Here is a 24,811-nt window from a genome sequence, read left to right on the forward strand (position 1 = left end):
ATTGTGTGTGTGTTGCATGCGCAATCATCGAATGTTGACGACTTACTCCCACGCCACCTTGCTGAATTGATATCCCCTGCCACGCACGGTCTTGATCCGCTGCGGGTTGGCCGCGTCGTCATGCAGCTTGCGCCGCAGCTTGGAAATACAGCCGTCGACCGTGCGATCCACGCCGTCAAAGCCGATGCCGCGCAGCTGACGCATCAAGTCGTCGCGGCTCACGACCTCGCCGGCACAGCGCACCAGCGCCCATAGCAAGTCGAACTCGGCTGAGGTGAGATCGGGCACACTGCCATCAGGCAGGCGAATGCTGCGCGTAGCGCGGCTGATCTCGAATTTGCCTAAGATGAGGCGCTCGGGCTCAACACTCGTCTCGCCGCCGCGCTGCAGCCCGCGGCGCAACAACGCCTTGATCCGCGCAAGCAGCACGCGTGGCTCCACCGGCTTGTGCACATAGTCATCGGCACCGAGCTCCAGTCCCAGTACCTCGTCAAGGTCCTCATCCCGGGCCGTCACCATGATGATTAGTCCATCGAACTGCTTGCGCGCCTCGCGGCATATCTGGAAGCCGTCCTTGCCGGGCAAGTTCACATCGAGGATGACCAAGTCGGGCCGACGCGCGAGAATCGCGTCCAATGCGTCGTTGCCGTGCAGCACAATATGCACGTCATACTCGTGTTTGCGCAGGTAGCTGGCCACCAGCGCAGCCAGGCGACTGTCGTCTTCGATCAGCAGAATGCGTGAAACCATGATGGAGCCGCTCAATGGCATAGATATTTCGCGCGCATTCTACGATACAACTCGACATTTCTCTGCGCATTTCGAAAGGAATGCCGCTCGTCTAGCCACCGACGATGCGTCGCTCGCACGCTCAGTGGTCTTATGCGAGCGCCTCCAACCTGGCCTCGCCAGCATCCTTAGCGGCGCTTTGCGTGGCAAACGTCTCGTCTGACACGAGCGAGCGCCGCACTTCGCGCGCTATGAAGTCCACCAACGCGGACCGCATGCTCAATGGCGCGTCGAATTCAGCGCACGCTGCGCCTGCAACGCCCGCAAGCGTGTCAGCGCAAGCACGGCCCGCGACCGTGCTATCGTACAACTCACGAGATCGGCCTTGAACACCGTCAGTGGCCGCCCATTGCTGCGCGCATCGCTTGAACCGATCCAGTTGGGCCAGCCCGATGCGCCGCGCAAGACGCCATCGTCGCCCAGCATGCTAGCTGTCCATCGATCCGCCCGTCGTTTTTGTGTCCGCTACGGCCGCCGCCAACGAGCCAAGGAAGCGGCACACACGGAACAACGGTGCCCCCATTATAGGTGCCGAACGCTCTGCTCTTAAGCCGCGGCGCAGTGAATGTCTATATCGCTCCGGACAATAATTGATTGAAACGATCCGCGTAATCCGTGTCGTCCGAACCTTGCTGTACCGCCGTAGGCACCACTTCGGCAGCCAGTCGCTCGAGTGCTTCGACCACGCGAAAGGTGGTCTGCGCCACCTCATACAAGTGTGCGCTCGTGGGCTCCAGAATGCTGCGCATTCTCGGGACGATCTCGTAGACGGCCAGTGCGTGCAACGCCCGCTCCAGCTGCTCGAGGCGGTCTTGCCGATCGCCGTCACGGGCCGCCGCCCGGACAAATGCATCGAGCTCGCCCGGCTGGGCGCCGCGCTCGCCCAAAGCGGCCAGATCCAGGCGCAAGTCGAACATCCGGAGCATCCATTGCACAAACATGCGATGCTGGCGCTCGCGAAGCGCTTCGCACGGAAACAGGACGGACGCCACTGACCAAGCGAACAGATCGTCGTCGTTCGCACCCTCGGCATCGGCGATACGCAGCGCGACCCACAGTTTATCGCGATGAGCAAGCTGATCGAACGCATCGGGCGTTACAGGCACCGCCCGCTGAGCTTGCACCCGGCGTTCAAGCTCCGCACGCACGGATGCTTGCTTCTTGTCCTGTTTCATTCGTGCGTCGACATTGAACAGCGTCGTCCACGGCTGCGGCGATCCTCGATGAGGGCAAGGCATGGTATGACAGTCGGCAAAATCGGCATGGATCTCCCGCATCCACGTCCTGAGCCGGGCACTCAACGGCGCCGCCGGCCGTTCCTCCAAAATGGCCACTGCGTCGCCGTGCGTGGAGCCGAAAGCATCAAGCGGATTGAAATTCGTATCGTTAAAGAAATGGGGCAATACATTCAATATGTCGGCACTTTGCTCGCTAGCCGATCGCGTGGTCGGGCTAATAGTCAAACTGGTCCGGGAGCGGCGGGGCGTGTGTCCCAGAAAGCCTATTGACGGCATGCCGCGGCTGACGGTACTTGCGTCGGGGTGGGAATGCTCACTCGTGGTGTCGGAGTGGAGCCCATGGAAAGCAGACAGCGACGGCGCCCTGCTCCGCAGCAACCTACGTTTGTATTCGTCGGATGGACGCTTTACTGGCATCGGAGGACTTGTTCTCGAATGAACAGCGTCTGTCCAGCCATGCAACGTCTCGGTGTCCTCCCCCCCCTGCAAGTGTGTGGTGTCCGTGTGCGACAGCTTGTGCGGATTGCCGTCGCCAGGCGCAGCCGGCATAGCGCGCGCAGGCGTGGCACCCTCATCTAGCTCCGTTTCATCTGGTCTGTCACGCTCGTCAATCCCGCCGTGTTCTGCGCGTTCATACCGCAGGGAAGCGGCGACGCGCGGTGCGGTAAATGGCGCCTCGCCTGTACGATGCTCGGCCGACGCGCCCACGTCGCTGCCTGTCGTGTCGCCGCACCCCGCGGTTACGGCCAAAATCATGCCGGCGCCCAGCTTCGAAAGCAATCGACTTGTCTGTCGTGTCATTGTGTCCTCGCCATAAAAATGCAGCTCTGCATCGGGCTGCGAGCCTGGCACAATCGGAGGAGCGCAGACCGTATAGCGTCGGATAAGCGATCTAAAAAGACCGATGCTCCAGTGCGACGAGTGCGCGCGGTAGCACTATAGCGCATAAGCGCGCTATGATCGCCAGGTAGTGTTCCAGACCAGGTATAGGCAGGCAGGCTAGCTTGGCCCGGTCTTCCCAGCGCCGCAATTGCAGTGCATCGGCGGCGAACGGGTTCAGTTGTGCAAGGCACTACGGCTGGACCAGGGCAACATCGGCAGCCCCGTAACAAACAGGGACACACGCGCCGATGCATCGTTGCTCGGGCTATAGGCACGCGACACGCTCGCGCATCGGGTGCCCAGTTACGCAATGCGTCCGTCGCGCATTAGCAGCGTGCGGTCGGACAGCACCAACGCGTCATCGTGACAGGCGTCACGCACAGGATGGCCAGGTTTGGCAATCGCTCATGCAGCGCCTTGAGTGCTGAGCGCACTGACGCGCGCAGATCAGCATCAAGCGCGGACAGCGGTTCGTCCAGCAGCATCACATGGCCTGGGCCTGCGTCGAGCAACTGGACGAGCTTGAGCGCATCGGCCACGCGCCGCGCGATCTTCACGTTCAACACGCCACGCCCGCAGCCGAACGTGACATTTTCAAACGCTGTTAAGTATGCAAGAAGTGGGTAGCTCTGGAGCAACATTTCCATGCTACGCTGGTGTTGCGCAACCGACAGTGCGCCGCGCTACGAAAGCGCGTCGAGGCTATGCTGGTGCCGCTGCGTCGCTAGCATGAGATCAGTCCTGCGTAATGGTCGAGGGTTTATGGGCGGTTGCGTCGTCGCACGCGACGCCGCAACCGTGCGCAAACCCCGTAGGATGGGTCAGAGGGCCTATCGGGCCGCCGCCGATGCCGCGCACGGTTGCCGTCATACTCCACTGCTTTGTTAGCAAGATGAAAACGTTCACATCCGAAGGTCCGGCCGAATGCCGCAACGGTGTCGATCCGGTTCGGCCGGAGCACACGCCGGCCGAGTTGGGCGATGCGCAAACGGGCCTGTGCGCGCTGGCCGACTTCGTGCTGGCGCATCCTCGCCTATTCGTGCTGACGGGTGCCGGCATCAGCACTGCCTCGGGCATCCCCGACTATCGCGATGCGAACGGCGAGCGCAAGGGCCGTGCGCCCATTCTGCTGCAAGAGTTCCTTCGCTCCCCGACGGCACGTCGCCGCTACTGGGCTCGCAGCGCACTCGGCTGGAAAGTGCTGGCCCAGGCCGAGCCAAGCGCCGCGCACCATGCGCTGGCGCGACTCGAGGCGCTGGGTCGCGTCGAGCGGCTGGTCACGCAGAACGTTGACGGCCTACATCATCGCGCCGGGCAAACCGACACAATCGAGCTTCACGGCAACATTAGCCGCGCCGTCTGCGTGAGTTGCGGCCGCGTGCATGCGCGTGCGGCCATCCAGCAGCGACTCGAAGCGGACAATCCAGTGCTGCAAACGCTAACGGCCAACGCGGCGCCCGATGGCGATGCCCATCTCGAGTCGATCGACTTCGATACGATCCGGGTGCCGGTGTGTGACCATTGCCAGGGCATGCTGAAGCCGGACGTGGTGTTCTTCGGCGAGGGCGTGCCAAGCGAGCGTGTCGCCGCGGCGCAGGCTGCGCTCGCGCACGCCGATGCAATGCTTGTCGCCGGCTCGTCACTAATGGTCTACTCAGGCTATCGCTTCTGCGTGCAAGCGGCGCGGGCCGGCAAGCCGATTGCCGCGATCAACCTCGGGCACACGCGCGCCGATCCGCTGCTCGCGCTGAAGGTCACAATGCCATGCGACCAGGCGCTGCCATCAGTGCTAGCCGCCCTGCGGCTCGCCAACCCGCGCAAGCCGTCGTAATCTGCCGGCTCTTTCACCCATTCGCGACATCTTGCACATTTGATGACCCTATATGCGAGCGCCAGATTCACGGTACCGCTCGCCGCTGGCGTTGATCGCGCGCGACATACCGCGCCGTTGATTCCCCTGTCGCCGCGTCTCCGACCCACGGCTCGGCTGCGCCGCCCCCGTTCGCTGCCATCGGGCCACACTGGTGACGGGGCGCGACGTGTGTACAAACTGGCGATGTGATCGTATTGCACCGTCGAAGATGCCGTACGAACTTCAGTAAAGCAGGAACTCGCGTTCCCGTTATCCGATAGGAGAATGACGTCGCTGATCGGCTAGTACACCACTGACAGCGCTCGCTGCATAGAGATAGCGCGCACTTGCGCAGCATCTAGGCAAACATTGTGTAATGCATGGCTGCTGTAGCGCTCACGCTCTTTTACCAACGTAGAAAAGGCTGTTTGAACCGTTCCATTCCATAATACGCCAAATCGTTTACCAGAACGGCCGCCACATAATTCTTATAACGTACGGAACCCATAATTAAAAATAGTGCGCTGCTGTTAGAAGAAAATCGACATTGTCGCAGTGTAATATTTGCATAAAGAGGATAAGGACAGCGGTGCGACACGATTACTTCAAATTGCTGCATAGGATAAGCACCGGTCGTGAGCAGTTGCGCACGCGACTTAAAGTACGTCCCGAAGAGGCCCGACCGTTACTTTGGAGCGCGTTAGGTCTCTTCTTTCTATCGTTTTCTTATTACCTAATCCGGCCTATCCGTGACACGATGGCTGCCATGAACGGCGTGCAAAATTTGACTTGGCTATTCAGCGCCACATTGTTGTGCATGCTGCTCATTTCATATTTATTTTCCATTTTATTAAGTCGATTTTCATTGCAACGCGCAGTCTCGATTAGCTATCGGATATGCATTGCAGTTCTTTTTATCTTTGCAAACTGGATACAATTCAACCTACAAGACTTTTGGATAGGAAAGTTGTTTTTTGTCTGGGTTTCTGCCTATAGTGTATTTGCGATGACCATGTATTGGATGGTCATTATCGACAAATTCAGTGAAGAGCAAGGCGCGCGTCTTTTTGGTATGGTGTCGGCCGGCGCGAATTTGGGCGCGCTAGCGGGATCCGGTTTGAGTACTGCACTGTCAGGTCTGCTTAGTCCAGGCTGGACATTGTTAATTGCAGCATTTTTGCTCGAATTAGTGGTTCGCAGTACGCCACGCCTTATATCAACGCCGACGGAATCGCATCAGCAGTGCAGCAAGATAGCCTGTCATATCAAGGAGAAGCGTGTTGACAATATCGCGAGTGGGAACCAACGTGGCGGCAATCCTATTCTGAACAGCGTGGCAACCCTGCTTCATGCCGCTCCGGCCCTACGATCTCCCTACGTGGCGGGCCTATGTATCTATGTCGTCCTCTCGTCGGTAACATCAACAGCGTTGTATTTTCATCAAACTCAATTAGTACACGACCTAGATTTTAGCCCTGAAGCCCGTATTAAACTTTTTGCATCGATCGACCTTGCTTCCAACGCTTTGACACTCATCATACAATTATTTTTTGCTGGTCGCATCATTCGTTATCTTGGGAGTCCCATAATTCTCGCGATCATCCCAGCAACAAGTGTCATAGGTTTCGGCGTTCTTGCATGGAAACCGACAATCACCATACTAATGGTCTTTAGAGTGATTTTTCGCGTTATTAATTTCTCGCTTACCCAACCCGTTCAGGAAACCCTTTTTATGGTTATGGATAAAAAAACGAGATATAAAAATAAGGGTTTTATTGATACGGTAGCTCATCGCTTAGGCGACCAATTGGGCGCTTGGGCCTATGCCGGCATGGGAGGGCTAGGTCTATCCATAAGCGTGATTTCTTTTGCGATGGTGCCATTGTCGGTGTTCTGGCTGTTCAATGGAATGCGGTTAGGACGCCAACATAGGAGACTGGCAGCGGCACAGTCCAATCCCGATTCTTCATCGTGGCGCACCCGAGACTGAAGTGAGTTTGGCTCACGCAGACTCTGTATGGCGTCGGGCCAGGCGACATCGGTAAGTCGCCGCATTGTCAGGCAAAATGCTTGGCGCGGGACAATACAGGGCAACCGTTTAGCGTGCTGGCCGCTGTCCGCCACCGCACGCGCTTGTGTCACCCGGCGATGATCTGGCAGAACCCCCGTCCAAAGCTCACGATCATATTGTCTTTGCTGAAAATGCAACTGCGGTTATTTTATTGTGGCTTCGTGCGCCGCGTCCGCTAACGCTGCAGCATGAGCTGTCCCGGTTTCCATCGCCATGACACGTGCACGCGTCGTGCGGCACCGCCGTAGAATGAACAAATCACAGGTGCATCGATCCGCGCAACGGTCAGTCGCCCAGCGGCTTGACCATCGCGACGCGCAGAGCCATCGGGAATCCCAGCGCCTGTTCATGCGCGAGCACCGCACGCATCTGCTTGCCTTGCAGTGCGGCCGGCAACTCGGCGAAACCCTCGCTGCGGTAGAACGGTGCATTCCAGCGCACGTCTCGCAATGTCGTCAGCAGCGCTTGCCGGTAGCCCCCGATGCGCCCGGCCGTGCACGCATGCCGCAGCAATGCGCGGCCATGGCCCCGACGGCCGTAGGCAGGGTCGACGTCCATCTGCCGGATATGAAACCCATCATCGAGCTCACCGCCAAGTAAGTATCCGATCACAGTCCGGTCGTTGTGCTCCACCACCCATAGCCTCCGTTGCCGCACCCCGTCGGCAAGCTCATCTTGCGTCAATCCATGCGCGGCAAACACCGAGTACGCGACATGTCCGTGCAGACGCTCGCCGGCGCGGCACTCGATTGATAACAGCACGGGAAAATCCGCTGGGACAGCAAGACGAATCATCGGCAAGCGCCTACATAAACCATCACAGCAGCATCCTATACCGCCCGTCGGTCTGCGCCAAATCCCGCGAGCCGCAGCCGGCGACGGACCGCCACGCGTGTTCAGGCGCGCAAACAGCGCCGCAATGCTCGATGGCTGACACCGCGTCGCCTCTAATGCCTGCGCTCGGAAAGGACAAGGACGGGATCGGCCTGCCGCGCGAGCATATTGCGGCCGAACACGTCAGTGCCCGCAGGGAACACGGCATGTACAGATGGAACTCGCCGCGGCGCACGCATGTCAAGCCCGACACCGGCACCTGCTGAGCCCGCGTGCCGCGCAGACGGCACATTATCGCGCGGCATGGAGCTTACGCCACAGTGTCGTCTTGCTGATGCCCAAAGCGTTGCATGCTGCATCGCGATCGCCGTTATGGGCCACCAATGCGGCACGGATCGCGTCCGCCTCGACGTGGCGGCTCCGTTCGCGCAGCGTCGAGGTCGGCACGACCGTACCAGCTAGCGTGTCAAACAACTCGGGCGCAATCGTGCGCAGCACGGTCACGGTCAGTGCGACATCGTCGCCGGCTTCGGCTTCGGCTTCGGCTTCGGCTTCGGCTTCGGTATCGGCCAACTCGACCGCGATCCGCTCGATGACGTTCTGCAACTCGCGCACGTTGCCGGGCCACCGGTACGCGCACAGCGGCGCGTCCACCGGCGCCAGCATCCGGGCCGCCACGCCAGCATCCGGCACGCGCGAAGCCAGGCGCGGCTCACGCCGCGCCGCCTGCAGCAGCAGTTCAGCGGCGAGCGGCATGATGTCGCCGGCACGCTCACGTAACGACGGCAGCGCGATGCTCAGGATATTGAGCCGGTAATACAGATCGGCGCGGAAGGTGCCCGCCTCGATGCCGTCGGTCAACGCACGGTGCGTGGCGGCGATCACGCGAATATCAACGCGCACCGGCTCAGTCGAGCCGAGCCGCACCACTTCACGCTCCTGGAGCACCCGCAGCAAACGGCTTTGCAGCGGCAGCGGCATCTCGCCGATCTCGTCCAGGAACAAGGTGCCACGATGCGCGGCTTCAATCAGGCCCACCTTGCCCCCCTTGCGCGCGCCGGTGAAGGCGCCTTCCTCGTAGCCGAACAGTTCGCTTTCGAGCAGCGCTTCCGGGAAGGCACCGCAATTGATAGCCACGAACGCAAAATCGCGCCGCGTGCTCAAGCGATGGATGCTCTGTGCGACCATCTCCTTGCCGGTGCCACTTTCGCCGAGCACGAGCACGGTCGCGTCCGATCGCGCATAGCGACGCACCAGCGCGCGCACGCGCTCGATCGGCGCGCATTCGCCGATCAGGTCATCCAGATGATAGCGGGCGGTAAATTGCTGCGCACGCGGCCGTGACCGCAACGTGCGATCCAGCCGCTCGACCGCGCGCGACTCCTGAAACGTCAGCACGGTGCCGCCCTGCTCGCCCCCGGAGCCGGCAAGCGGGCCGCGATGCACGACATAGCTCACGCCGCGGATCACGCTGAGCGTATCGCCGTTGGCGTCGGTGTCGGGCAGTGAGTCGGCCAGGTACGGCGCCAGATCCAGCAGCGGGCGTCCCGCCGCCTGCGTGGCGCCGATACCGAGCGCGTCGGACAACCGTTGGTTCATCGCCTCGACGCGTCCTTCGGCGTCGAGCGCCACCACCCCGTCGCGCAGGTGTTGCAGCAGATTGTCCAGTCGGGCGCGGCGCAGCGCTTCGGCCCGCGTGGCCTGTGCGACTTCTAGCGCGGTATCGAACGCGGCGCGCACGCAGGCGCGGGAGTATAAAAATACCGCGTGCATGCCGGCACGGGTGGCAAGATCCGCGACCAGGCCGGGTCCGACCACCGCGCCAACGCCACGCTCACGCAAGTCCTGCACGCAGGCCTGCGCATCCTGCACCGATCGATACGAGCCGAGGACCACATCGACGCCGTAGGCGTGCGTGAACTGCCGGAGCTCGTCAGGAATATCGCCGTGCGTGACCAGCGCAACCAATGCCGCGTCGCGCCGTGCCTGCGCGAGCGCCTGCATCACGTCGAAACCGGTGGGATTGATCAGCACGACCGGCACGTTCACGCGCCCTTTCAGATACGCGCCGTTCGATCCGCCAGCCACCACCACGTCCGGACGCATCGCGCCGGCCACATTGATCTCATGCACCGCGTCTTCGAAACCACGCGAGACTACACGCAGTTGTGCACGCCCGTCATACTCGCGGGCAATGTCCAGGAACAAGCCTCGCAATCGACTCATTCCCATGGCCCACATCCGCGGGCGGGCAGCTGCGTCCGGTTGTACGACGGTCAAAACTGAATACCTCGATTGACAATAGCCGCATTATGCGCGCCGCATTTCAAAAACGAAATATTAGTTTTCGAAATTGAAATGCGCGCACCGATGCCCGAGTCACTGAGGCCCGGAAAATCAAGGCTTTGACGCTTCCATTATTTATTGGCCTGGAGCTTGCTTAAACGCCGCTGTTTTATTGGATTATTGGAGCGACAAATGAACACACCTCAATCCCAACCCGCCAGCGCGGGTGCCCAGTTCCGCGCCGCCGTTGCCCAAGCCCAACCGCTACAAGTGGTCGGCGCGATCACGGCCTATGCAGCGAAGATGGCCGAGGCCGTCGGCTTCAAGGCCGTCTACCTGTCCGGCGGCGGCGTCGCGGCGAATTCACTCGGCTTGCCAGACCTGGGTATCAGCACGATGGAAGACGTGCTGATCGATGCACGCCGCATCACCGATGCCACCTCGCTGCCGCTGCTGGTTGACATCGATACCGGCTGGGGCGGCGCGTTTAACATTGCGCGCACCATCCGCTCGTTCATCAAGGCGGGGGTGGCGGCCGTGCACATCGAGGACCAGGTCGGCCAGAAACGCTGCGGTCACCGGCCAGGCAAGGAATGTGTGCCGATCAACGAAATGGTCGACCGCGTGAAGGCGGCAGTTGACGCGCGTACCGACGAGCAGTTCGTGATCATGGCGCGCACCGATGCCGCCGCTGCCCAGGGCCTGGACGCCGCGATCGAGCGAGCGCTCGCCTATGTCGAAGCCGGGGCCGACATGATCTTTCCCGAGGCAATGCGCACGCTGGATGACTACCGTCGCTTCAAGGCCGCGGTCAAGGTACCGATCCTGGCCAACCTGACCGAGTTCGGCTCGACCCCGCTGTTCACCATTGACGAACTGCGCGAAGCCAACGTGGATATCGCGCTGTACTGCTGCGGCGCCTATCGAGCGATGAATGCAGCGGCGTTGAACTTCTATCAAACCGTGCTGCGCGACGGCACGCAGAAGGCCGCTGTCCCAACCATGCAGACGCGCGCCGATCTGTATCACTACCTGGGCTATCATGCATACGAGCAGAAGCTCGATGCGCTGTTCGCCGCCAGCAGGTAACGCTTACGTCCGGAGACGAAACCATGAGCGAAGCAGACAACAACGCGCCGGCAACGGGTGCCTTCAAGCCCAAGAAATCGGTCGCGCTGTCCGGCGTGACCGCCGGCAATACCGCACTGTGCACGGTCGGGCGCACCGGCAATGACTTGCATTATCGGGGCTACGATATCCTGGAGTTGGCCGGCGCATGCGAGTTCGAGGAAGTCGCCTACCTACTGGTGCACGGCAAACTGCCGACCGTGTCCGAGCTGGCCGCCTACAAGGTCAAGCTCAACGCACTGCGCGGGCTGCCAGTCACCGTCAAGGCAGTGCTCGAATCCATCCCGGCGTCGGCTCATCCGATGGACGTCATGCGCTCGGGTGTATCCGTGCTCGGTACCGTGCTGCCCGAAAAGGACGATCACGCTCTGCCCGGCGCGCGAGACATCGCGGACCGGCTGATGGCCTCGCTTGGCTCGATCCTGCTGTACTGGTACCACTATTCGCACAACGGCAAGCGCATCGACGTCGAAACGGATGACGACTCGATCGGCGGTCATTTCCTGCACCTGTTGCACGGCAAGGCGCCGACGCGCTCATGGGTCAACGCGATGCACGTGTCGCTGAACCTATACGCCGAGCATGAGTTCAACGCATCGACATTTACCAGCCGCGTGATCGCCGGCACGGGCTCAGACATTTACTCGGCGATCACCGGGGCGATCGGCGCGCTGCGTGGCCCGAAACACGGCGGCGCAAACGAAGTCGCATTCGAGATCCAAGCGCGCTATTCCACCCCCGACGAAGCCGAAGCGGACATCCGCCGCCGCGTCGAGAACAAGGAAGTGGTGATCGGCTTCGGCCACCCCGTCTACACGATCTCCGATCCGCGCAACAAGGTGATCAAGGAAGTCGCCAGGAAACTATCGAAGGACGCGTCCAACACCAAGCTGTTCGACATTGCCGAGCGCCTGGAGACCGTGATGTGGGACATCAAGAAAATGTTTCCGAACCTGGATTGGTTTAGCGCGGTGTCGTATCACATGATGGGCGTACCCACTGCAATGTTCACGCCGCTGTTCGTGATCGCGCGCACGTCCGGCTGGGCCGCGCACATCATCGAGCAGCGCGTGGACAATAAGATCATCCGTCCGAGCGCCAACTATACCGGCCCGGAAAACCTGCCGTTCGTGCCGCTCGAGAAACGGACCTGATGTCGATGAATACCGCTTACAGAAAACCACTGCCCGGCACCGACCTGGACTTTTTCGACGCGCGCGCCGCCGTCAACGCGCTAGCGCCGGGCGCCTACGACGGCCTGCCGTATACGTCGCGGGTATTGGCCGAAAACCTGGTGCGCCGGTGCGATCCGGCCATGCTTGACGCGTCTCTATCGCAGCTTATCGAGCGCAAGCGCGAAGTGGATTTTCCCTGGTACCCGGCGCGTGTCGTCTGCCATGACATCCTGGGCCAGACCGCGTTCGTCGATCTCGCTGGGCTGCGCGACGCAATCGCTGCGCGTGGTGGCGATCCGTCACGGGTCAATCCGGCCGTGCCGACCCAGTTGGTGGTCGACCATTCACTGGCGGTCGAATGCGGTGGCAATGACAAGGACGCGTTCGAGAAAAACCGTGCGATCGAAGATCGTCGCAACGAAGACCGCTTCGACTTCATCAACTGGATTAAGAAGGCGTTTCGCAACGTCGACGTCATCCCGCCCGGCAACGGAATCCTGCACCAGATCAACCTGGAGCGCATGAGTCCGGTCGTGCAGGTCAACGATGGCGTCGCCTTCCCCGACACGCTCGTTGGCACCGATTCGCACACGCCGATGGTCGATGCGTTGGGCGTGATCGCCGTTGGGGTAGGCGGGCTGGAGGCGGAAAGCGTGATGCTGGGACGCGCATCGTGGATGCGTTTGCCGGATATCGTCGGCGTGAAGCTGAGCGGCAAGCCCCGAGCCGGCATCACCGCTACCGATATTGTGTTAGCTCTCACCGAGTTCCTGCGTCAGGAAAAGGTCGTGTCGGCCTACCTCGAGTTCTATGGCGAGGGCGCGGCCAGCCTGACACTCGGTGACCGTGCAACGATCTCGAACATGGCGCCCGAGTTCGGCGCTACCGCGGCCATGTTCTACATCGACGAGCAAACGATCAAGTATCTGCGGCTGACCGGTCGCAGCGACGAACTGATCGCGCTGGTCGAGCAATATGCGAAGCGCGCCGGCCTCTGGGCCGACACGCTGGCACACGTGCACTACGAACGTGTGCTCGAGTTCGACCTATCAACCGTGGTACGCAACATCGCTGGTCCGTCCAATCCGCACAAGCGCGTGCCCACGTCGGAGTTAGCCGCACGCGGCATCAGCGGCAAGGTCGAGCACCCGCGCGGCCGCATGCCTGACGGCGCGGTGATCATCGCGGCCATCACCAGTTGCACCAACACCAACAACCCGCGCAACATGATTGCCGCGGGTCTGCTGGCACGCAACGCGAACCGGCGAGGGCTAACCCGCAAGCCGTGGGTAAAGAGCTCACTGGCTCCCGGCTCGAAGGCTGTCACGCTGTACCTGCAGGACGCACAACTGCTGCCGGAACTGGAGCAATTGGGCTTTGGTGTCGTCGCGTACGCCTGCACATCGTGCAATGGCATGTCTGGCGCACTGGACCCGGCCATTCAAAACGAGATTGTCGAGCGCAACTTGTATGCGACCGCAGTATTGTCCGGCAACCGGAACTTCGACGGACGGATCCACCCGTATGCGAAGCAGGCGTTTCTCGCCTCGCCGCCACTGGTGGTGGCGTACGCGATCGCTGGTACGATCCGTTTTGATATCGAGCGCGACGTACTCGGCCTCGACCGCAATGGTCAACCAGTCATGCTGCACGACATCTGGCCCGACGACGACGAGATTGACGCGCTAGTTGCGGCCAGCGTCAAGCCGGCACACTTTCGCCAGGTGTACGAACCGATGTTCGCACTCAGCGTTGACGCTGGCCAGCAGGCCAGCCCGCTGTACGACTGGCGCGAGCGCAGCACCTACATTCGCCGTCCGCCATACTGGGAAGGTGCACTCGCCGGGGAGCGCACGTTGCGCGGCATGCGCCCGCTCGCAGTGCTCGGCGACAATATCACCACCGATCACCTGTCGCCCTCCAACGCGATCCTGGCTGATAGCGCTGCCGGCGAGTATCTCGCTAGGATGGGCCTACCAGAAGAAGACTTCAACTCGTACGCAACCCATCGCGGTGACCACTTGACCGCCCAGCGCGCGACATTCGCAAACCCGACGCTGAAAAACGAGATGGTCTTGGAAAACGGCGCGGTTAAGACGGGTTCGCTCGCCCGCGTCGAGCCGGAGGGCAAGGTCATGCGCATGTGGGAGGCCATCGAAACTTACATGGCGCGTAAGCAACCGCTGATCGTCATTGCCGGCGCGGACTACGGGCAAGGCTCGTCGCGCGATTGGGCCGCCAAAGGCGTGCGGCTGGCCGGCGTCGAGGCCATCGTCGCACAAGGCTTCGAGCGTATCCACCGCACCAATCTGGTCGGTATGGGCGTGCTGCCGCTGGAGTTCAAGTCCGGCGTCAACCGCATCACGCTAGGCATCGACGGCACCGAAACCTTCGACGTAATCGGCGAGCGTAAGCCGGGCGCCGAGCTCACGCTGATAATCCATCGCCGTGACGGCGAACGCATCGACGTCCCGGTCACCTGCCGGCTCGACACGGCCGAGGAGGTCTCGATCTACGAAGCAGGTGGCGTGCTGCAGCGTTTTGCGCAGGACTTTCTCGAATCAGCGAAAGCGGCCGCGTGACGGAACTCTGATGGTTCACTCATCCCAAATCAAGATCCCTGCCACCTACATGCGCGGCGGGACCAGCAAGGGCGTGTTCTTCCGGCTGCAGGACCTACCCGATGCCGCGCAACAGCCCGGTGCGGTGCGTGACGCGCTGCTGCTGCGCGTGATCGGCAGTCCTGACCCGTACGGCAAACAGATCGACGGCATGGGCGGGTCCACGTCGAGCACCAGCAAGACCGTGATTCTGTCCCGCAGTGAGCGCCCCGACCATGATGTGGACTATTTGTTCGGGCAGGTAGCGATCGACCGCCCGTTCGTTGACTGGAGCGGCAACTGCGGCAACCTGTCGGCAGCCGTCGGACCGTTTGCGATCAGCAACGGCCTGGTCGATGCGTCGCACATCCCGCGCGACGGTATCGCCACTGTACGGATCTGGCAGGCGAATATTGGCAAGACCATCATCGCGCATGTGCCGATCGTAGACGGCGCGGTGCAGGAGACCGGTGACTTTGAACTGGATGGCGTAACCTTCCCGGCCGCGGAAGTGCCGCTCGAGTTCATCGACCCCTCTTCCGACGACGAAGGCGGCGGCTCGATGTTTCCGACCGGCAACCTCGTGGACGAACTGGACGTTCCGGGTATCGGCATGTTGCAAGCAACGATGATCCATGCCGGCATCCCGACGATCTTTGTCGAGGCCGAGGCGCTCGGCTACAACGGCACGGAGTTACAGGACGCGATCAACGGTGACGCCGGCGCGTTGGCCAGGCTCGAAACCGTCCGTGCCCATGGCGCATTGCGCATGGGGCTTATCTCGTCCATTGACGAGATCGCGACGCGGCAGCACACACCAAAGCTGGCGTTCGTGGCCCGGCCGGCCGACTACGTCGCGTCCAATGGCAAGCCGATCGCGGCGTCCGACATCGATCTGCTGGTGCGCGCGATGTCGATGGGCAAGCTGCATCACGCGATGATGGGCACGGCTGCCGTCGCGATCGGCGCGGCGGCAGCCGTGCCCGGCACGCTGGTCCACCGCGCGGCAGGCGGTGGCGAGCGCCACGTGGTGCGCTTCGGGCACCCGTCCGGCACGCTGCGCGTCGGCGCCGAGGCGCGCCGCGTCAACGGCGAATGGATTGTGACTAAGGCGTTGATGAGCCGCAGCGCACGCGTGCTCATGCAAGGCTCAGTACGCGTGCCGGCCGATACGCTACTGCTGCGCTAATGCGGCGTGGGCCTATCCGGCTCGTGCGCCGGCGCCGCGCTGAATGCTAGCCCGGACGTCAGCCTGCCAGCGGCTCGCGATGCGTCAACGTTGCGCGTCGCAGAAAATCGCCGTCACGAGTGGGCCGACATGATGGACGATCGCCGGACTGCTAGCGTGTTCGGCGCGGGCCTTGACCCGCTGAGTGGTTCCCATTACCACGACGCCATAGGCTGAATCGCCGATGGGTTTGCCCTGACCTTGTCGGAACAAGGGATCGTCCTTCTGGTAGCCGACGACCGCAATCACCGAAAATCCGAAGGCGCGCAAGTCCGCGCCGCGTACCGGGAAAAACGCATTGACCGAGTTGTCTTCGACGCGTGATGCCTTCGGGCCGATCAAGCCCTCGTCCACCAGCGGCGCAATGAAATCATGGGCACGCAAGTGGCAAGCCAGCGCCTCATCGAGCGAGCGGCTGACCATGCGCGTGCCGTCGGCCACGTCCGCGCAAGCCTGTCCGCAGAGCGTGGCGAGCGCCACGCCGGCGAATAGAGTGCGGTAGCCGAGTAAGCGCATGATTCCGATCAGTAAAGTAGTGCGCATGCCGCGCGTCCGTCAAGGGGTACAGTTTACTCGAACCGGTACCTTACCGCATCACGCCCGCCAGTGTCGCGACATAACGCATCGAAGCAGGTTCACAGCGGCGCGTCGTAGACGTACGTGGTCGTGTCCGGCACCCATGCACCGGCACGAGCCACTACGCGCTGCTGCACGCGTTCACCGACTGCCACACCTTGCAGCGGGCCACCCTCGAGCCGGACGCGCGAGGCTATTCTCGCCACACGATCCAGCAAGCGAAGAACCATACAATTGATCCCGCTGCGCCCAACGCTGGCCTCACCGCTGATCCGGCCGGCCGTTCCGCATGGCGTGCGCCCTATCATCGAGGCCCGTGCACGAGCCGCCGGCCTGCCCTTCCCCAACGTGGCCGCCAATACCGTGTCCTATACTTGTAGGTAATATATAGTTTGTTGTCGCTCCACGGTCCACGCGAACGGCGCATTCGATCCCGCCGCGTGCCCGCGCCGGCGCAAGGAGAGCATCCGATGACTACCGTTGCACAGATCTTGAAGAGCAAGCCGGACACTACCGTGCATACGATCGACGCGTCCGCACTGGTCTACGATGCAATGAAGCGTATGGCTGAGAAGCAAATCGGCGCGCTGGTCGTGACCGAGAACGGCAAGATTGTCGGCATCGTCACCGAGCGCGACTACGCACGCAAGATCGTGTTGATGGACCGCTCGTCAAAAGCCACGCCAGTGCGTGACATCATGACACGCGACGTCCGTTACGTGCGGCTGGAGGACAATGCGCAAAGTTGCATGGCGCTGGTTACCGAGCGACGTCTGCGGCATTTGCCTGTCATCGACGAAGGACGGCTCGTCGGCATGATCTCGATCGGAGACTTGGTTAAGAGCATCATCTCCGACCAGGCGTTCACGATCCAACAATTAGAGTTCTACATCCGCGGCGAGCACGCGTAGAAGCGTGCGTGGACCAGCGTGCGAAATAGTCCATCGCGCGAGCGCGCATCGATGCGCCGGCGCGTTCAGCAATGTGCGTACCCGCACATAAAACACTGAGTCGCCCCTCTAAGATCGGCTAATTCACGGACTGTCACCACCAGGACCATGAGCGCCAGATTAAAATCGCCCCATGGCGTGGCGCCGGGCTTCATCAGACGGGGATCGGCGCGCAACAGCAAACAAGTGTGCATCACGCGCAAGATCGAGCCCCGGCTGGGGCCGGCGGGGAGCCGCGCCGCCGTTACCCGCTCGCGCGCCGACTCAACGGCAAACGACGAGGGTTCCTACCACGCGCGACAACAGAGAACCGAACCGGCGTACGCCACGGCACGCTCGTTCGACGCCACGCCACCATCGTTCGTTACGCCACCGTGGACCGGCTTGCAACGTGCTCCGCTCGCGCGACGCCACACAGTCGCACTCGCCGCCTTGCTGGCGCTGGGCGCCGGCGCTTTGGGAGTAACACTTAGCCAGCTCTACCAGAACAGGACGCCGTCGGAGCCGCAGCGGTATGCCGATATCGTGAGCCGTAAGGCGCTGACGCAATCCAACGTGAGCGCCAGCACCGTCCCATTGTTCGATGCTGCCACGCTTGCAAGCAATACCGCTCGCTTAAGCGCACAAGCACCGCAGCAAGCCGTCACGCCAGCGTCGAGCATCCCGCCGTCGGCGCAAGCACGCGTGCAAACATCCGATACTGCGACATTCGCGAGCATACCGCCAGCACGCAGCGCGAGCCCCGCGAGCATGGACTCGGGCGCCGTGCAGCGCAGCCTGCCGCGGGCATTTCATGCGAGGGTGCGCAGCGCTACCGCCTCAAAGACGCAAGACACCGACGCGCACACCGTACCGGTCGGGACACATCCCGCCCAGCATGCGATGGCCGCCGCTGTGCCGGCCGAGCCAATGCAGCCAGTTGCCGACACGCCAAGTGTGTCCCGCGCCGAGGCACGCGCGGCAACCGACGCTTTAACACAGGACGCGATCACGCCACTGCCGCCGCAAGCGGCTCGCGTCGACCCGACCCAGCCACCGGTTGTCTATGGTGTACAGACGGTCCCCTCGACCGCCGCGGCCGTGCCCCGCCCGCCGACCGCCGCCGTGCCGCATGCTGCCGAGGCAACCGGTCCGCATGCCCCGCCATCCGCCGCCGAAGCAACCGCGGCATTGACGGCCCAGGCCGTCGCGCTACCGTCCCCGCAATCGATCCGGCCGGCCACCGCGGCTACGCGCCCGGCGCCCGTGCGGCCACCTGCCGATACCAACGCTGCGGCTTCAATCGACGACGAACCGGCGGCGCCGATCGACGATCAATACGAGCACTTAGATTTGGAGCCCCAGCGTTAAGTGTTCTACCCAGTTGGCGGACTGCGCTTCGTGGCCGCCGCCGCTCCCCTGAGTTCGTCATCCCGCGACTGTAGCTCGGGCCAGCGCCCTGCCAAGGAATCAAGCGTGGGATGGGTCGGGATGGAGCGCAGCGACTGACACGGTCCCACGCGACTTGACGCGGCACCGACTGAGCTACAGTTGTGGGACATGGACGGCGAACCAGGGGGACGGTAGTTGTCGGCGGCAGACAGCTCACGCGCGAAGCAGAACGCCGCGCGGCGAGCGCCTTTTCGCCCAGCAAGCGGCAGCGCCACGGAGCGACATTCTTCGATGTTGAAACACAGCGTGGCAGCAAAGGACGCGTCAACTCCAAGGGCTAAGGTCGTGGGGGAGCAGTGGATGGCCGCAGCAAGAAAAAGAGCACTACGTTGCGCGGCCAAATGCAGCCGGCACAGCACGCACCCGTAAACGCTGTCCAAGTCCAATAGCGCCGCGCTAACGATTACCCGGTGTGCGGCGGATTAATTAACAAGATGGCACGCGAGTGCAGCTCGCGCAGCGCCAGCCAACGCTTGTACATCACTCGCATTGCTTTGTAATGCGCTTTTTTCTTACGCAGGTTGCATCGCGTCATGATTGATATACAATAAATTTGTATATCATAGAGGTGCGTCATGCAAGTTGCTAAATGGGGAAACAGTCTCGCCGTCCGGTTACCCGCTTCCGTTGTAGAAGCGTTGAAAATACAGGAAGGTGATGACATTGAGATTGTTGTGGATGATCCAAGCACCTTTGCGGTCCGCAAGAAACCGGGCACGGATGCGCTGCTGGAAAGGCTACGAGCTTTCCGGGGTAAGTTGCCAGCCGATTTCAAGTTCCGTCGAGACGACGCCAATGAGCGCAGCTAAGTCTTCTGTGTTTTTGGACAGTAACGTGGTGCTTTATTTGCTTGCAGCCGATGTGAAAGCTGACCATGCCGAAGCACTGCTCAAGCGTCAAGCTGTTATCAGTGTGCAGGTACTCAATGAAGTGACAAACGTATGTCGTCGCAAGCTGCAGATGAGTTGGGACGACATCGGGCAGTTCTTGGCATTAGTTCGTCGTTTTTGCAAAGTTATGCCGCTGACGATTGAGATGCATGATGGTGCACGGCAGATTGCACAACGACATCAATTTTCTTTCTACGATGCGTGTATCATTGCGGCGGCCACCGCAGCCGGGTGCAAGACATTGTACAGTGAAGATATGAACCACGGCCAAATTTTGGAAAATGGTCTAACGATCGCTAATCCTTTTATATAAGGGTTAGGGCTTAACGGCACCCCAGTTTGTTTTTAGCAAGAACGCACGAGCGAACACTTCAATGACTTTGCCTTGCCGCGCCAAATAAAGGCTCGTGGTAATCAACGACACGTGGCCTAAATTGTCACGCACCAGGCGCAAATCGAGATGTCTGTCGGCCATATGCGAGCCCGCGCTGTGGCGTAGCCAAATTCGGGCCGCAGCACCGGCAGTGTCGTATCTATCCGACGCTGACACGGTGCCGCAATCAAATCAGTAATGAAACCGGCACTGCATTACATAAATGATGCCGTCTTGAACAATATAGACAAGACGGTCGGCCTTAGTGATACGACGCGACCAAAAGCCAGTTAAGTCGCCCTTCAAAGGCTCAGGCTTGCCTGTACCCTTGAAGGGATGGCGAGAAATTTCCTCGATGAGACCATTAATCTCTTCCACGATGGCTCGGTCGTGCTCTTGCCAGTACAGGTAATCCTCCCACCCGTTCGAACTCCACGCAACTTTGCAGTTATTGACTGCTGCGGCTTTGTTTTTCGTCTTTTTCTGCTGTGTCATTTTTTAGCAAGCCCTTTACAAAGGTCTTGCTGGCCCTAAATTCAGCAATAGATTGGCGCAGGCGATCAGCATTCGTCGGATTCCCCAAAAGATGCAGAGTTTCCTGCATACTATTGTAATCATCTAGCGAAATCATAACCACATGCTCACCGCGCTGTCGCGTGATGACAGTCGGCTCATGGTCCCTACATACTGTATCCAGCGCCTGTTTAAAGCCGGCTCTAGCCTCGCTAAAAGTCAGGATATTCATATCTATCTTCTCACTTGCCTAGTGCTGGGCTGCCAGATGCAGGCGATATGCTTTTACACTTGTTGATCGCCGCACATCAAACAGAGCGTGGCACCATCATCGCCATGCACAGAAATAACTGATGCTAAAAAGAATGATATTATTGTACGTAATATTGTACAATGTTGCAACAGTTTTGTTGGATGTTTCAGCAGATCGCGAATGCGCGGTGCGAACCGGAAGCCGAGCGCGTGACATAGCGCGAAGATGTGATCGGTGAAAGCGTGGGTGTCGGTGTAGTATTCGTCGATACGTCGCTCAGATCCGCGATAAAGCAGCACGTACATCACGTCGCGCATGGTGAGGACGATCGACTTCACATGGTACGGCGCGTAGCGACCGGACATGTGCGTATAGAGCGTGATGCCAGAGTGCATACCGTAGAGCAGGTTGATCTGTTCCACGTGTTCGGCGATACCTCCCGGCCGGATAGAACTGACCATCTGACGACGAGGTGTTGCCGGCACCCCAGTGGGCAGCAAAGGAGAGAACGTGCTGATGGTTCATCTGTATTAGCTGGAACTTGAACTGACAGGTAGCCGGGCCGATAGAGAAGAAGGGGTCAATGTGGAATGAGTTTCTCCTTGGCAAGTTCCAGTGAATCGAGGAAGGTGCGCATCGGCGCTTTACCATAACACCAACGCCCCTGATGTTCACGTTCATTGTTGTACTGGTCGAGCCATGCATCGAGGTCGGTCTGTAAGGCGTCAATCGATTCGTAGATTTTCTTGCGGAATACGACGCGATAGAACTCGTTGAGCATAGTCTTGTGCAACCGTTCGACAATGCCGTTGGTCTGCGGCGACTTGGCCTTGGTACGGGTATGGTCGATGTCTTCTACGGCCAAATATAGCTCATATTCGTGATGCTCGGGGTTGCCACAGTATTCGGTGCCGCGATCCGTGAGCACGCGCAGCAGCGGGATGCCGAAACTGTCGAAGAATGGGACAACGCGATCATTGAGCAAGTCAGCCGCCGGCAGCGGTGTCTTGCGATCGTAGAGCTTGGCCAATGCCACCTTCGAGTAGGTGTCGACAAAGGTCTGTTGATAAACACGACCTACGCCTTTGAGGCTACCGACATAGAACGTATCCTGTGCGCCGCAGTAGCCCGGACATTCAGACTCGAACTCGCCGTGGGCCTCTTTTTCCCGTTTGGCTCGCTCCAGCGCGACCAGCTGAGCTTCGGTCAACACCAGTCCTTCCTGAGCAGATTTGGCTTCCAGCGCCTTTAGACGCTTCGTTCATAGTCTGCAGATCATGACGCAGCCAGATGCTGCGAACGCCCTGAGGCGAGACTTTTAGTGCATGGCGCTTGAGCATTTCATTGGCGATCCGAATCTGACCATAAGCGGGCAGTTCCAGGGCCAGTTCAACCACGGCCGTCTCGATCTGCGGATCCACGCGGTTTTTGAGCAGCGGGCGGCGGTGGGAGATTTCCTGCAGCGCCGCTTCGCCGCCTTTATCGTACAGTTCCTTGAATCGGTAGAAGCTCTCGCGTGAGTAACCCATCACGCGACAAGCTTGGCTGACGTTGCCCAGTTGCCGGGCCAATTCGAGCATGCCGACTTTGGCACGGATGACTTTCTGTTCCTGAGTCATGGCGGACTCCTTGCTGTTCGTGGTGCGCGTTACCGCTCCGGGCTACGCCCTGCGCGGTAACGCGCACCAGCATGAAAAACCAACCACTGTCAGATTTAGTCTAGTTCACTGCAATGGAGCGCAGCAACTGATCCGCTTGGCTAAAACGACCTGACATGCTACGCACATTTAGTTATTGCTAGGCCGATGTCTCCTGTCGTTACCCGCTTGCATCACTCACCTGTTATACCGCAGCTTATCCGCCGGCTTATGTCATCCGCCCAAAACCTCGCGCTTGTGACGTATCGCTGCGCGCCTGTGCCCACTTTTCGCTAGCCTGCTGCGCAACCTCGCTACGCGTGGCGTCTTCTTTACTTCTTGCTAAGCTTGCCGATGGACTTCGATCTGAATGCCGCTTTAAACGACTATCAGGCCTATATCTGCGCATTAGAGGCTCGCCCGGCACCCACCACGTCGGCACCACCACCGCAGCCACCCAGCGCCGCGCTGACACCCCCATCGGCCAAGCGGCCCACCACCTATCAGGACCTGCCGACCGAAGTCATTGCGCGCATTGGTGACTACGTGCCCGTCCAAGACGTGATGCCATTTGCCACCGTTGACCGGCGCACCTATTATGCAATGCAGACCCGGCGCCTCGTTCATAACTATTGGCAACGAGCAAAGCAAGCGGTGACCTTTGAGTCGATCAACCGCCTGCTCGATGAGATGGACGGCACGCTCGCCGATCCAGCGCAGCACGTTGAACCCATGGACGCGCTATGCCAGCGGCTGCGAGCATTACACAGCGCAGATCGCGGCGATGTGTTTCAGCGTTTATTCGCAGCTGCGCAGCGTATCCCGCAAGACGGCGTGCAGATACAAAAAGCACTGTTGCTCATGCACCGGGATTTCACCTACGAGCTCGAATGGATGGAGCTGTTTGACTTTGCTTACGCGCTGGCCGAACAGCGCGAGCCCGGGCAGGACAATGTGTGGCCGGAACTGGCGCTTGGACTGTCGAATTTTTCCCTCGACACACCTGAGACCCCTGAGTTTGCTCAGTGGTATTACAAGATTCTGGCACGGCTGCCGTCGTTGAGCGTAGCCGAGCAAGCGCAGATCATTCCCACATTGACCCGTTTACTAAGTAAATTTAATCAAGCAGACCCGCGCATCCCTGAGCTTTATACCCTCTTACACGACTACGCGTTACGCCTGCCCCCCTCTCATCAAGGCGCATCGGTCGGCGCGTTGGCAAGTTACGTGCGGCGCTTTCCAGAAGCGGAGCAACCCACGCGGTATGCGCAAATGCGCGATTGGGCGCTGTCGCTGCCCGATGACCAGTGGGGGGTCGCGCTGCAGCGTTTGCCTGAAGGACTGGGTTGGTTCTCACCTAAGCAACAAGCGCAGGAGCTGGCGTTGCTGGAACGCTATTTGGGGCGCGTGCCCGCGGCGCAGCGCACGCAAGCAGCAGCCGGGTTAATTAGAAGTATCTATTTCATCAATGACACGCTAGCCAAGCGGGGATGGCAGCAGGGATTGAGTTTACTGAACGGGGCAGGTGAAGCCGCTTTATGGGAGGTACTGAGCGAGCTTCGGGCCAATGGGGTGCTGTGGCACCTAAACAATCGCAAATGGAAAGTGGCGATGGGCGAGATCACGCGTTTTATGAAAGCCAACCATTTTTCCAAACCCGCCCAGGCGCGAATCCACGACAGTGAATCCTGGCTCAGGAGTCCGCCGGATTAACCGCCACAGTAGCTCAAGTACATCAATCGTTGGACAATTCCAGTGTATCGAGGCGTCGGATATCGACATCCCGGAGGACGGAAATTCACTAAAGTCGTCGGTAAAGGCACCGAAACGCCCAATCTTGAGCCAGTTTGCCTCATCGGCAGGCTATCACAGCACGCCCATCATTTGCATGCTGTGCATCGCAATCGTGATGATCAGCGCCGACGGTTTGCGCAAGGCCAGCCACGTGGCTGCTCTACGCGCGACGCATCGGACAACGGCCCGCGCCAGTGGCCAAAACATTCGCGCATTAGGATGATTTTTTCGCAGCGCCAAACTAGCCCAGCGTTGGGCAAAGTTGGATCAGCCCCGCCAAATCATAACTTCCAGCGCGTTTCGCTAACCCG

22 protein-coding genes and 4 pseudogenes are annotated in these 24,811 nt (G+C 60.3%); 12 read left to right on the forward strand and 14 right to left on the reverse strand.

The features are described from left to right. Positions 1-42: 42 nt before the first annotated feature. The 5 genes and pseudogenes from KQH60_RS09510 to KQH60_RS09525 all read right to left on the reverse strand — a co-directional run. Positions 43-750 carry a response regulator gene (locus tag KQH60_RS09510; protein WP_237576231.1) on the reverse strand — a complete coding sequence of 236 codons (708 nt, stop codon included), beginning with the start codon at positions 748-750 and terminating at the stop codon, positions 43-45. Between the two features lie 130 nt (positions 751-880). Then, complete coding sequence (locus KQH60_RS14845) at positions 881-1,012, reverse strand: hypothetical protein (RefSeq protein ID WP_255779110.1); 132 nt, start codon at positions 1,010-1,012, stop codon at positions 881-883. Beyond that, positions 1,009-1,215, reverse strand: coding sequence for a hypothetical protein (locus tag KQH60_RS09515; RefSeq protein WP_237576232.1), 207 nt, complete (start codon positions 1,213-1,215; stop codon positions 1,009-1,011). The genes KQH60_RS14845 and KQH60_RS09515 overlap by 4 nt, the downstream gene beginning before the upstream one ends. A gap of 143 nt (positions 1,216-1,358) precedes the next feature. Then, a complete protein-coding gene (locus KQH60_RS09520) occupies positions 1,359-2,201 on the reverse strand; it encodes a hypothetical protein (RefSeq protein WP_237576233.1) in 843 nt (280 codons plus the stop codon). A 1,014-nt stretch (positions 2,202-3,215) separates the two neighbouring features. After that, positions 3,216-3,568 (reverse strand): annotated as a pseudogene (locus tag KQH60_RS09525) (2-aminoethylphosphonate ABC transport system ATP-binding subunit PhnT); the annotation flags it as partial. 233 nt (positions 3,569-3,801) lie between these two features. Between KQH60_RS09525 and KQH60_RS09530 the strand changes: the two are divergent. Both KQH60_RS09530 and KQH60_RS09535 read left to right on the forward strand, forming a co-directional pair. Next, complete coding sequence (locus KQH60_RS09530) at positions 3,802-4,740, forward strand: NAD-dependent protein deacetylase (protein WP_237576234.1); 939 nt, start codon at positions 3,802-3,804, stop codon at positions 4,738-4,740. Positions 4,741-5,350: 610 nt separating this feature from the next. After that, a complete protein-coding gene (locus tag KQH60_RS09535; RefSeq protein WP_368669332.1) occupies positions 5,351-6,751 on the forward strand; it encodes an NTP/NDP exchange transporter in 1,401 nt (466 codons plus the stop codon). 366 nt (positions 6,752-7,117) lie between these two features. Here the strand turns inward: KQH60_RS09535 and KQH60_RS09540 are convergent, their stop codons facing one another. Beyond that, complete coding sequence (locus tag KQH60_RS09540; protein WP_237576236.1) at positions 7,118-7,627, reverse strand: GNAT family N-acetyltransferase; 510 nt, start codon at positions 7,625-7,627, stop codon at positions 7,118-7,120. Positions 7,628-7,758: 131 nt separating this feature from the next. Between KQH60_RS09540 and KQH60_RS09545 the strand changes: the two genes are divergently transcribed. Then, positions 7,759-7,932, forward strand: coding sequence for a hypothetical protein (locus KQH60_RS09545; RefSeq protein ID WP_237576237.1), 174 nt, complete (start codon positions 7,759-7,761; stop codon positions 7,930-7,932). A gap of 25 nt (positions 7,933-7,957) precedes the next feature. Here KQH60_RS09545 and prpR read toward each other — a convergent pair whose 3' ends face one another. Continuing rightward, entirely contained in the window at positions 7,958-9,898 is a 1,941-nt protein-coding gene (prpR, locus tag KQH60_RS09550; protein WP_237576238.1) for a propionate catabolism operon regulatory protein PrpR, read from the reverse strand. A gap of 246 nt (positions 9,899-10,144) precedes the next feature. Here prpR and prpB point away from each other — a divergent pair, with 246 nt between their 5' ends. Genes prpB through prpF form a run of 4 tightly spaced genes read left to right on the forward strand, consistent with a single transcriptional unit; the run spans position 10,145 to position 16,044 of the window. Next, positions 10,145-11,041, forward strand: a complete 897-nt coding sequence (prpB, locus tag KQH60_RS09555) for a methylisocitrate lyase (protein ID WP_237576239.1) — start codon at positions 10,145-10,147, stop codon at positions 11,039-11,041. Positions 11,042-11,064: 23 nt separating this feature from the next. Then, positions 11,065-12,234: a 2-methylcitrate synthase gene (gene prpC / locus KQH60_RS09560; RefSeq protein ID WP_237576240.1), complete on the forward strand. Its 1,170-nt coding sequence runs from the start codon at positions 11,065-11,067 to the stop codon at positions 12,232-12,234. Positions 12,235-12,239: 5 nt separating this feature from the next. Next, positions 12,240-14,837: a Fe/S-dependent 2-methylisocitrate dehydratase AcnD gene (gene acnD, locus KQH60_RS09565; protein ID WP_237576241.1), complete on the forward strand. Its 2,598-nt coding sequence runs from the start codon at positions 12,240-12,242 to the stop codon at positions 14,835-14,837. Between the two features lie 10 nt (positions 14,838-14,847). Further along, positions 14,848-16,044, forward strand: coding sequence for a 2-methylaconitate cis-trans isomerase PrpF (gene prpF / locus KQH60_RS09570; protein WP_237576242.1), 1,197 nt, complete (start codon positions 14,848-14,850; stop codon positions 16,042-16,044). Positions 16,045-16,128: 84 nt separating this feature from the next. Here the strand turns inward: prpF and KQH60_RS09575 are convergent, their stop codons facing one another. Beyond that, positions 16,129-16,626: a hypothetical protein gene (locus KQH60_RS09575; RefSeq protein WP_237576243.1), complete on the reverse strand. Its 498-nt coding sequence runs from the start codon at positions 16,624-16,626 to the stop codon at positions 16,129-16,131. Positions 16,627-16,718: 92 nt separating this feature from the next. Continuing rightward, positions 16,719-16,889 carry a hypothetical protein gene (locus tag KQH60_RS09580; protein WP_237576244.1) on the reverse strand — a complete coding sequence of 57 codons (171 nt, stop codon included), beginning with the start codon at positions 16,887-16,889 and terminating at the stop codon, positions 16,719-16,721. Between the two features lie 240 nt (positions 16,890-17,129). On the opposite strand from KQH60_RS09580, the gene KQH60_RS09585 reads away from it, so the two are divergent. The 4 genes from KQH60_RS09585 (at position 17,130) to KQH60_RS09600 (ending at position 20,243) form a co-directional block, all read left to right on the forward strand. After that, positions 17,130-17,570: a CBS domain-containing protein gene (locus KQH60_RS09585; protein ID WP_237576245.1), complete on the forward strand. Its 441-nt coding sequence runs from the start codon at positions 17,130-17,132 to the stop codon at positions 17,568-17,570. A gap of 147 nt (positions 17,571-17,717) precedes the next feature. Continuing rightward, a complete protein-coding gene (locus tag KQH60_RS09590; RefSeq protein ID WP_237576246.1) occupies positions 17,718-18,959 on the forward strand; it encodes a hypothetical protein in 1,242 nt (413 codons plus the stop codon). A 656-nt stretch (positions 18,960-19,615) separates the two neighbouring features. Then, on the forward strand, positions 19,616-19,849 hold the full coding sequence (locus KQH60_RS09595; protein ID WP_237576247.1) for an AbrB/MazE/SpoVT family DNA-binding domain-containing protein: 234 nt from the start codon (positions 19,616-19,618) through the stop codon (positions 19,847-19,849). Continuing rightward, positions 19,836-20,243, forward strand: a complete 408-nt coding sequence (locus KQH60_RS09600) for a PIN domain-containing protein (RefSeq protein ID WP_237576248.1) — start codon at positions 19,836-19,838, stop codon at positions 20,241-20,243. The genes KQH60_RS09595 and KQH60_RS09600 overlap by 14 nt, the downstream gene beginning before the upstream one ends. Before the next feature lie 3 nt (positions 20,244-20,246). Here the strand turns inward: KQH60_RS09600 and KQH60_RS09605 are convergent. The 5 genes and pseudogenes from KQH60_RS09605 to KQH60_RS09625 all read right to left on the reverse strand — a co-directional run. Further along, positions 20,247-20,444, reverse strand: a pseudogene (locus KQH60_RS09605) (tyrosine-type recombinase/integrase); the annotation flags it as partial. 51 nt (positions 20,445-20,495) lie between these two features. Next, positions 20,496-20,798 carry a Txe/YoeB family addiction module toxin gene (locus tag KQH60_RS09610; RefSeq protein ID WP_237576249.1) on the reverse strand — a complete coding sequence of 101 codons (303 nt, stop codon included), beginning with the start codon at positions 20,796-20,798 and terminating at the stop codon, positions 20,496-20,498. Beyond that, complete coding sequence (locus tag KQH60_RS09615; RefSeq protein WP_237576250.1) at positions 20,752-21,048, reverse strand: type II toxin-antitoxin system Phd/YefM family antitoxin; 297 nt, start codon at positions 21,046-21,048, stop codon at positions 20,752-20,754. Before KQH60_RS09615 ends, KQH60_RS09610 begins: the two co-directional genes overlap by 47 nt. Before the next feature lie 191 nt (positions 21,049-21,239). Further along, a pseudogene (locus KQH60_RS09620) lies at positions 21,240-21,570 on the reverse strand (Tn3 family transposase); the annotation flags it as partial. Between the two features lie 79 nt (positions 21,571-21,649). Beyond that, positions 21,650-22,688, reverse strand: a pseudogene (locus KQH60_RS09625) (IS481 family transposase). A 357-nt stretch (positions 22,689-23,045) separates the two neighbouring features. Between KQH60_RS09625 and KQH60_RS09630 the strand changes: the two are divergent. Next, positions 23,046-24,419: a hypothetical protein gene (locus tag KQH60_RS09630; RefSeq protein WP_237576251.1), complete on the forward strand. Its 1,374-nt coding sequence runs from the start codon at positions 23,046-23,048 to the stop codon at positions 24,417-24,419. Positions 24,420-24,811 lie beyond the last annotated feature (392 nt).

The sequence above is a fragment of the Mycetohabitans sp. B8 genome, from assembly GCF_021991875.1.
Taxonomy (GTDB): Bacteria; Pseudomonadota; Gammaproteobacteria; order Burkholderiales; family Burkholderiaceae; genus Mycetohabitans.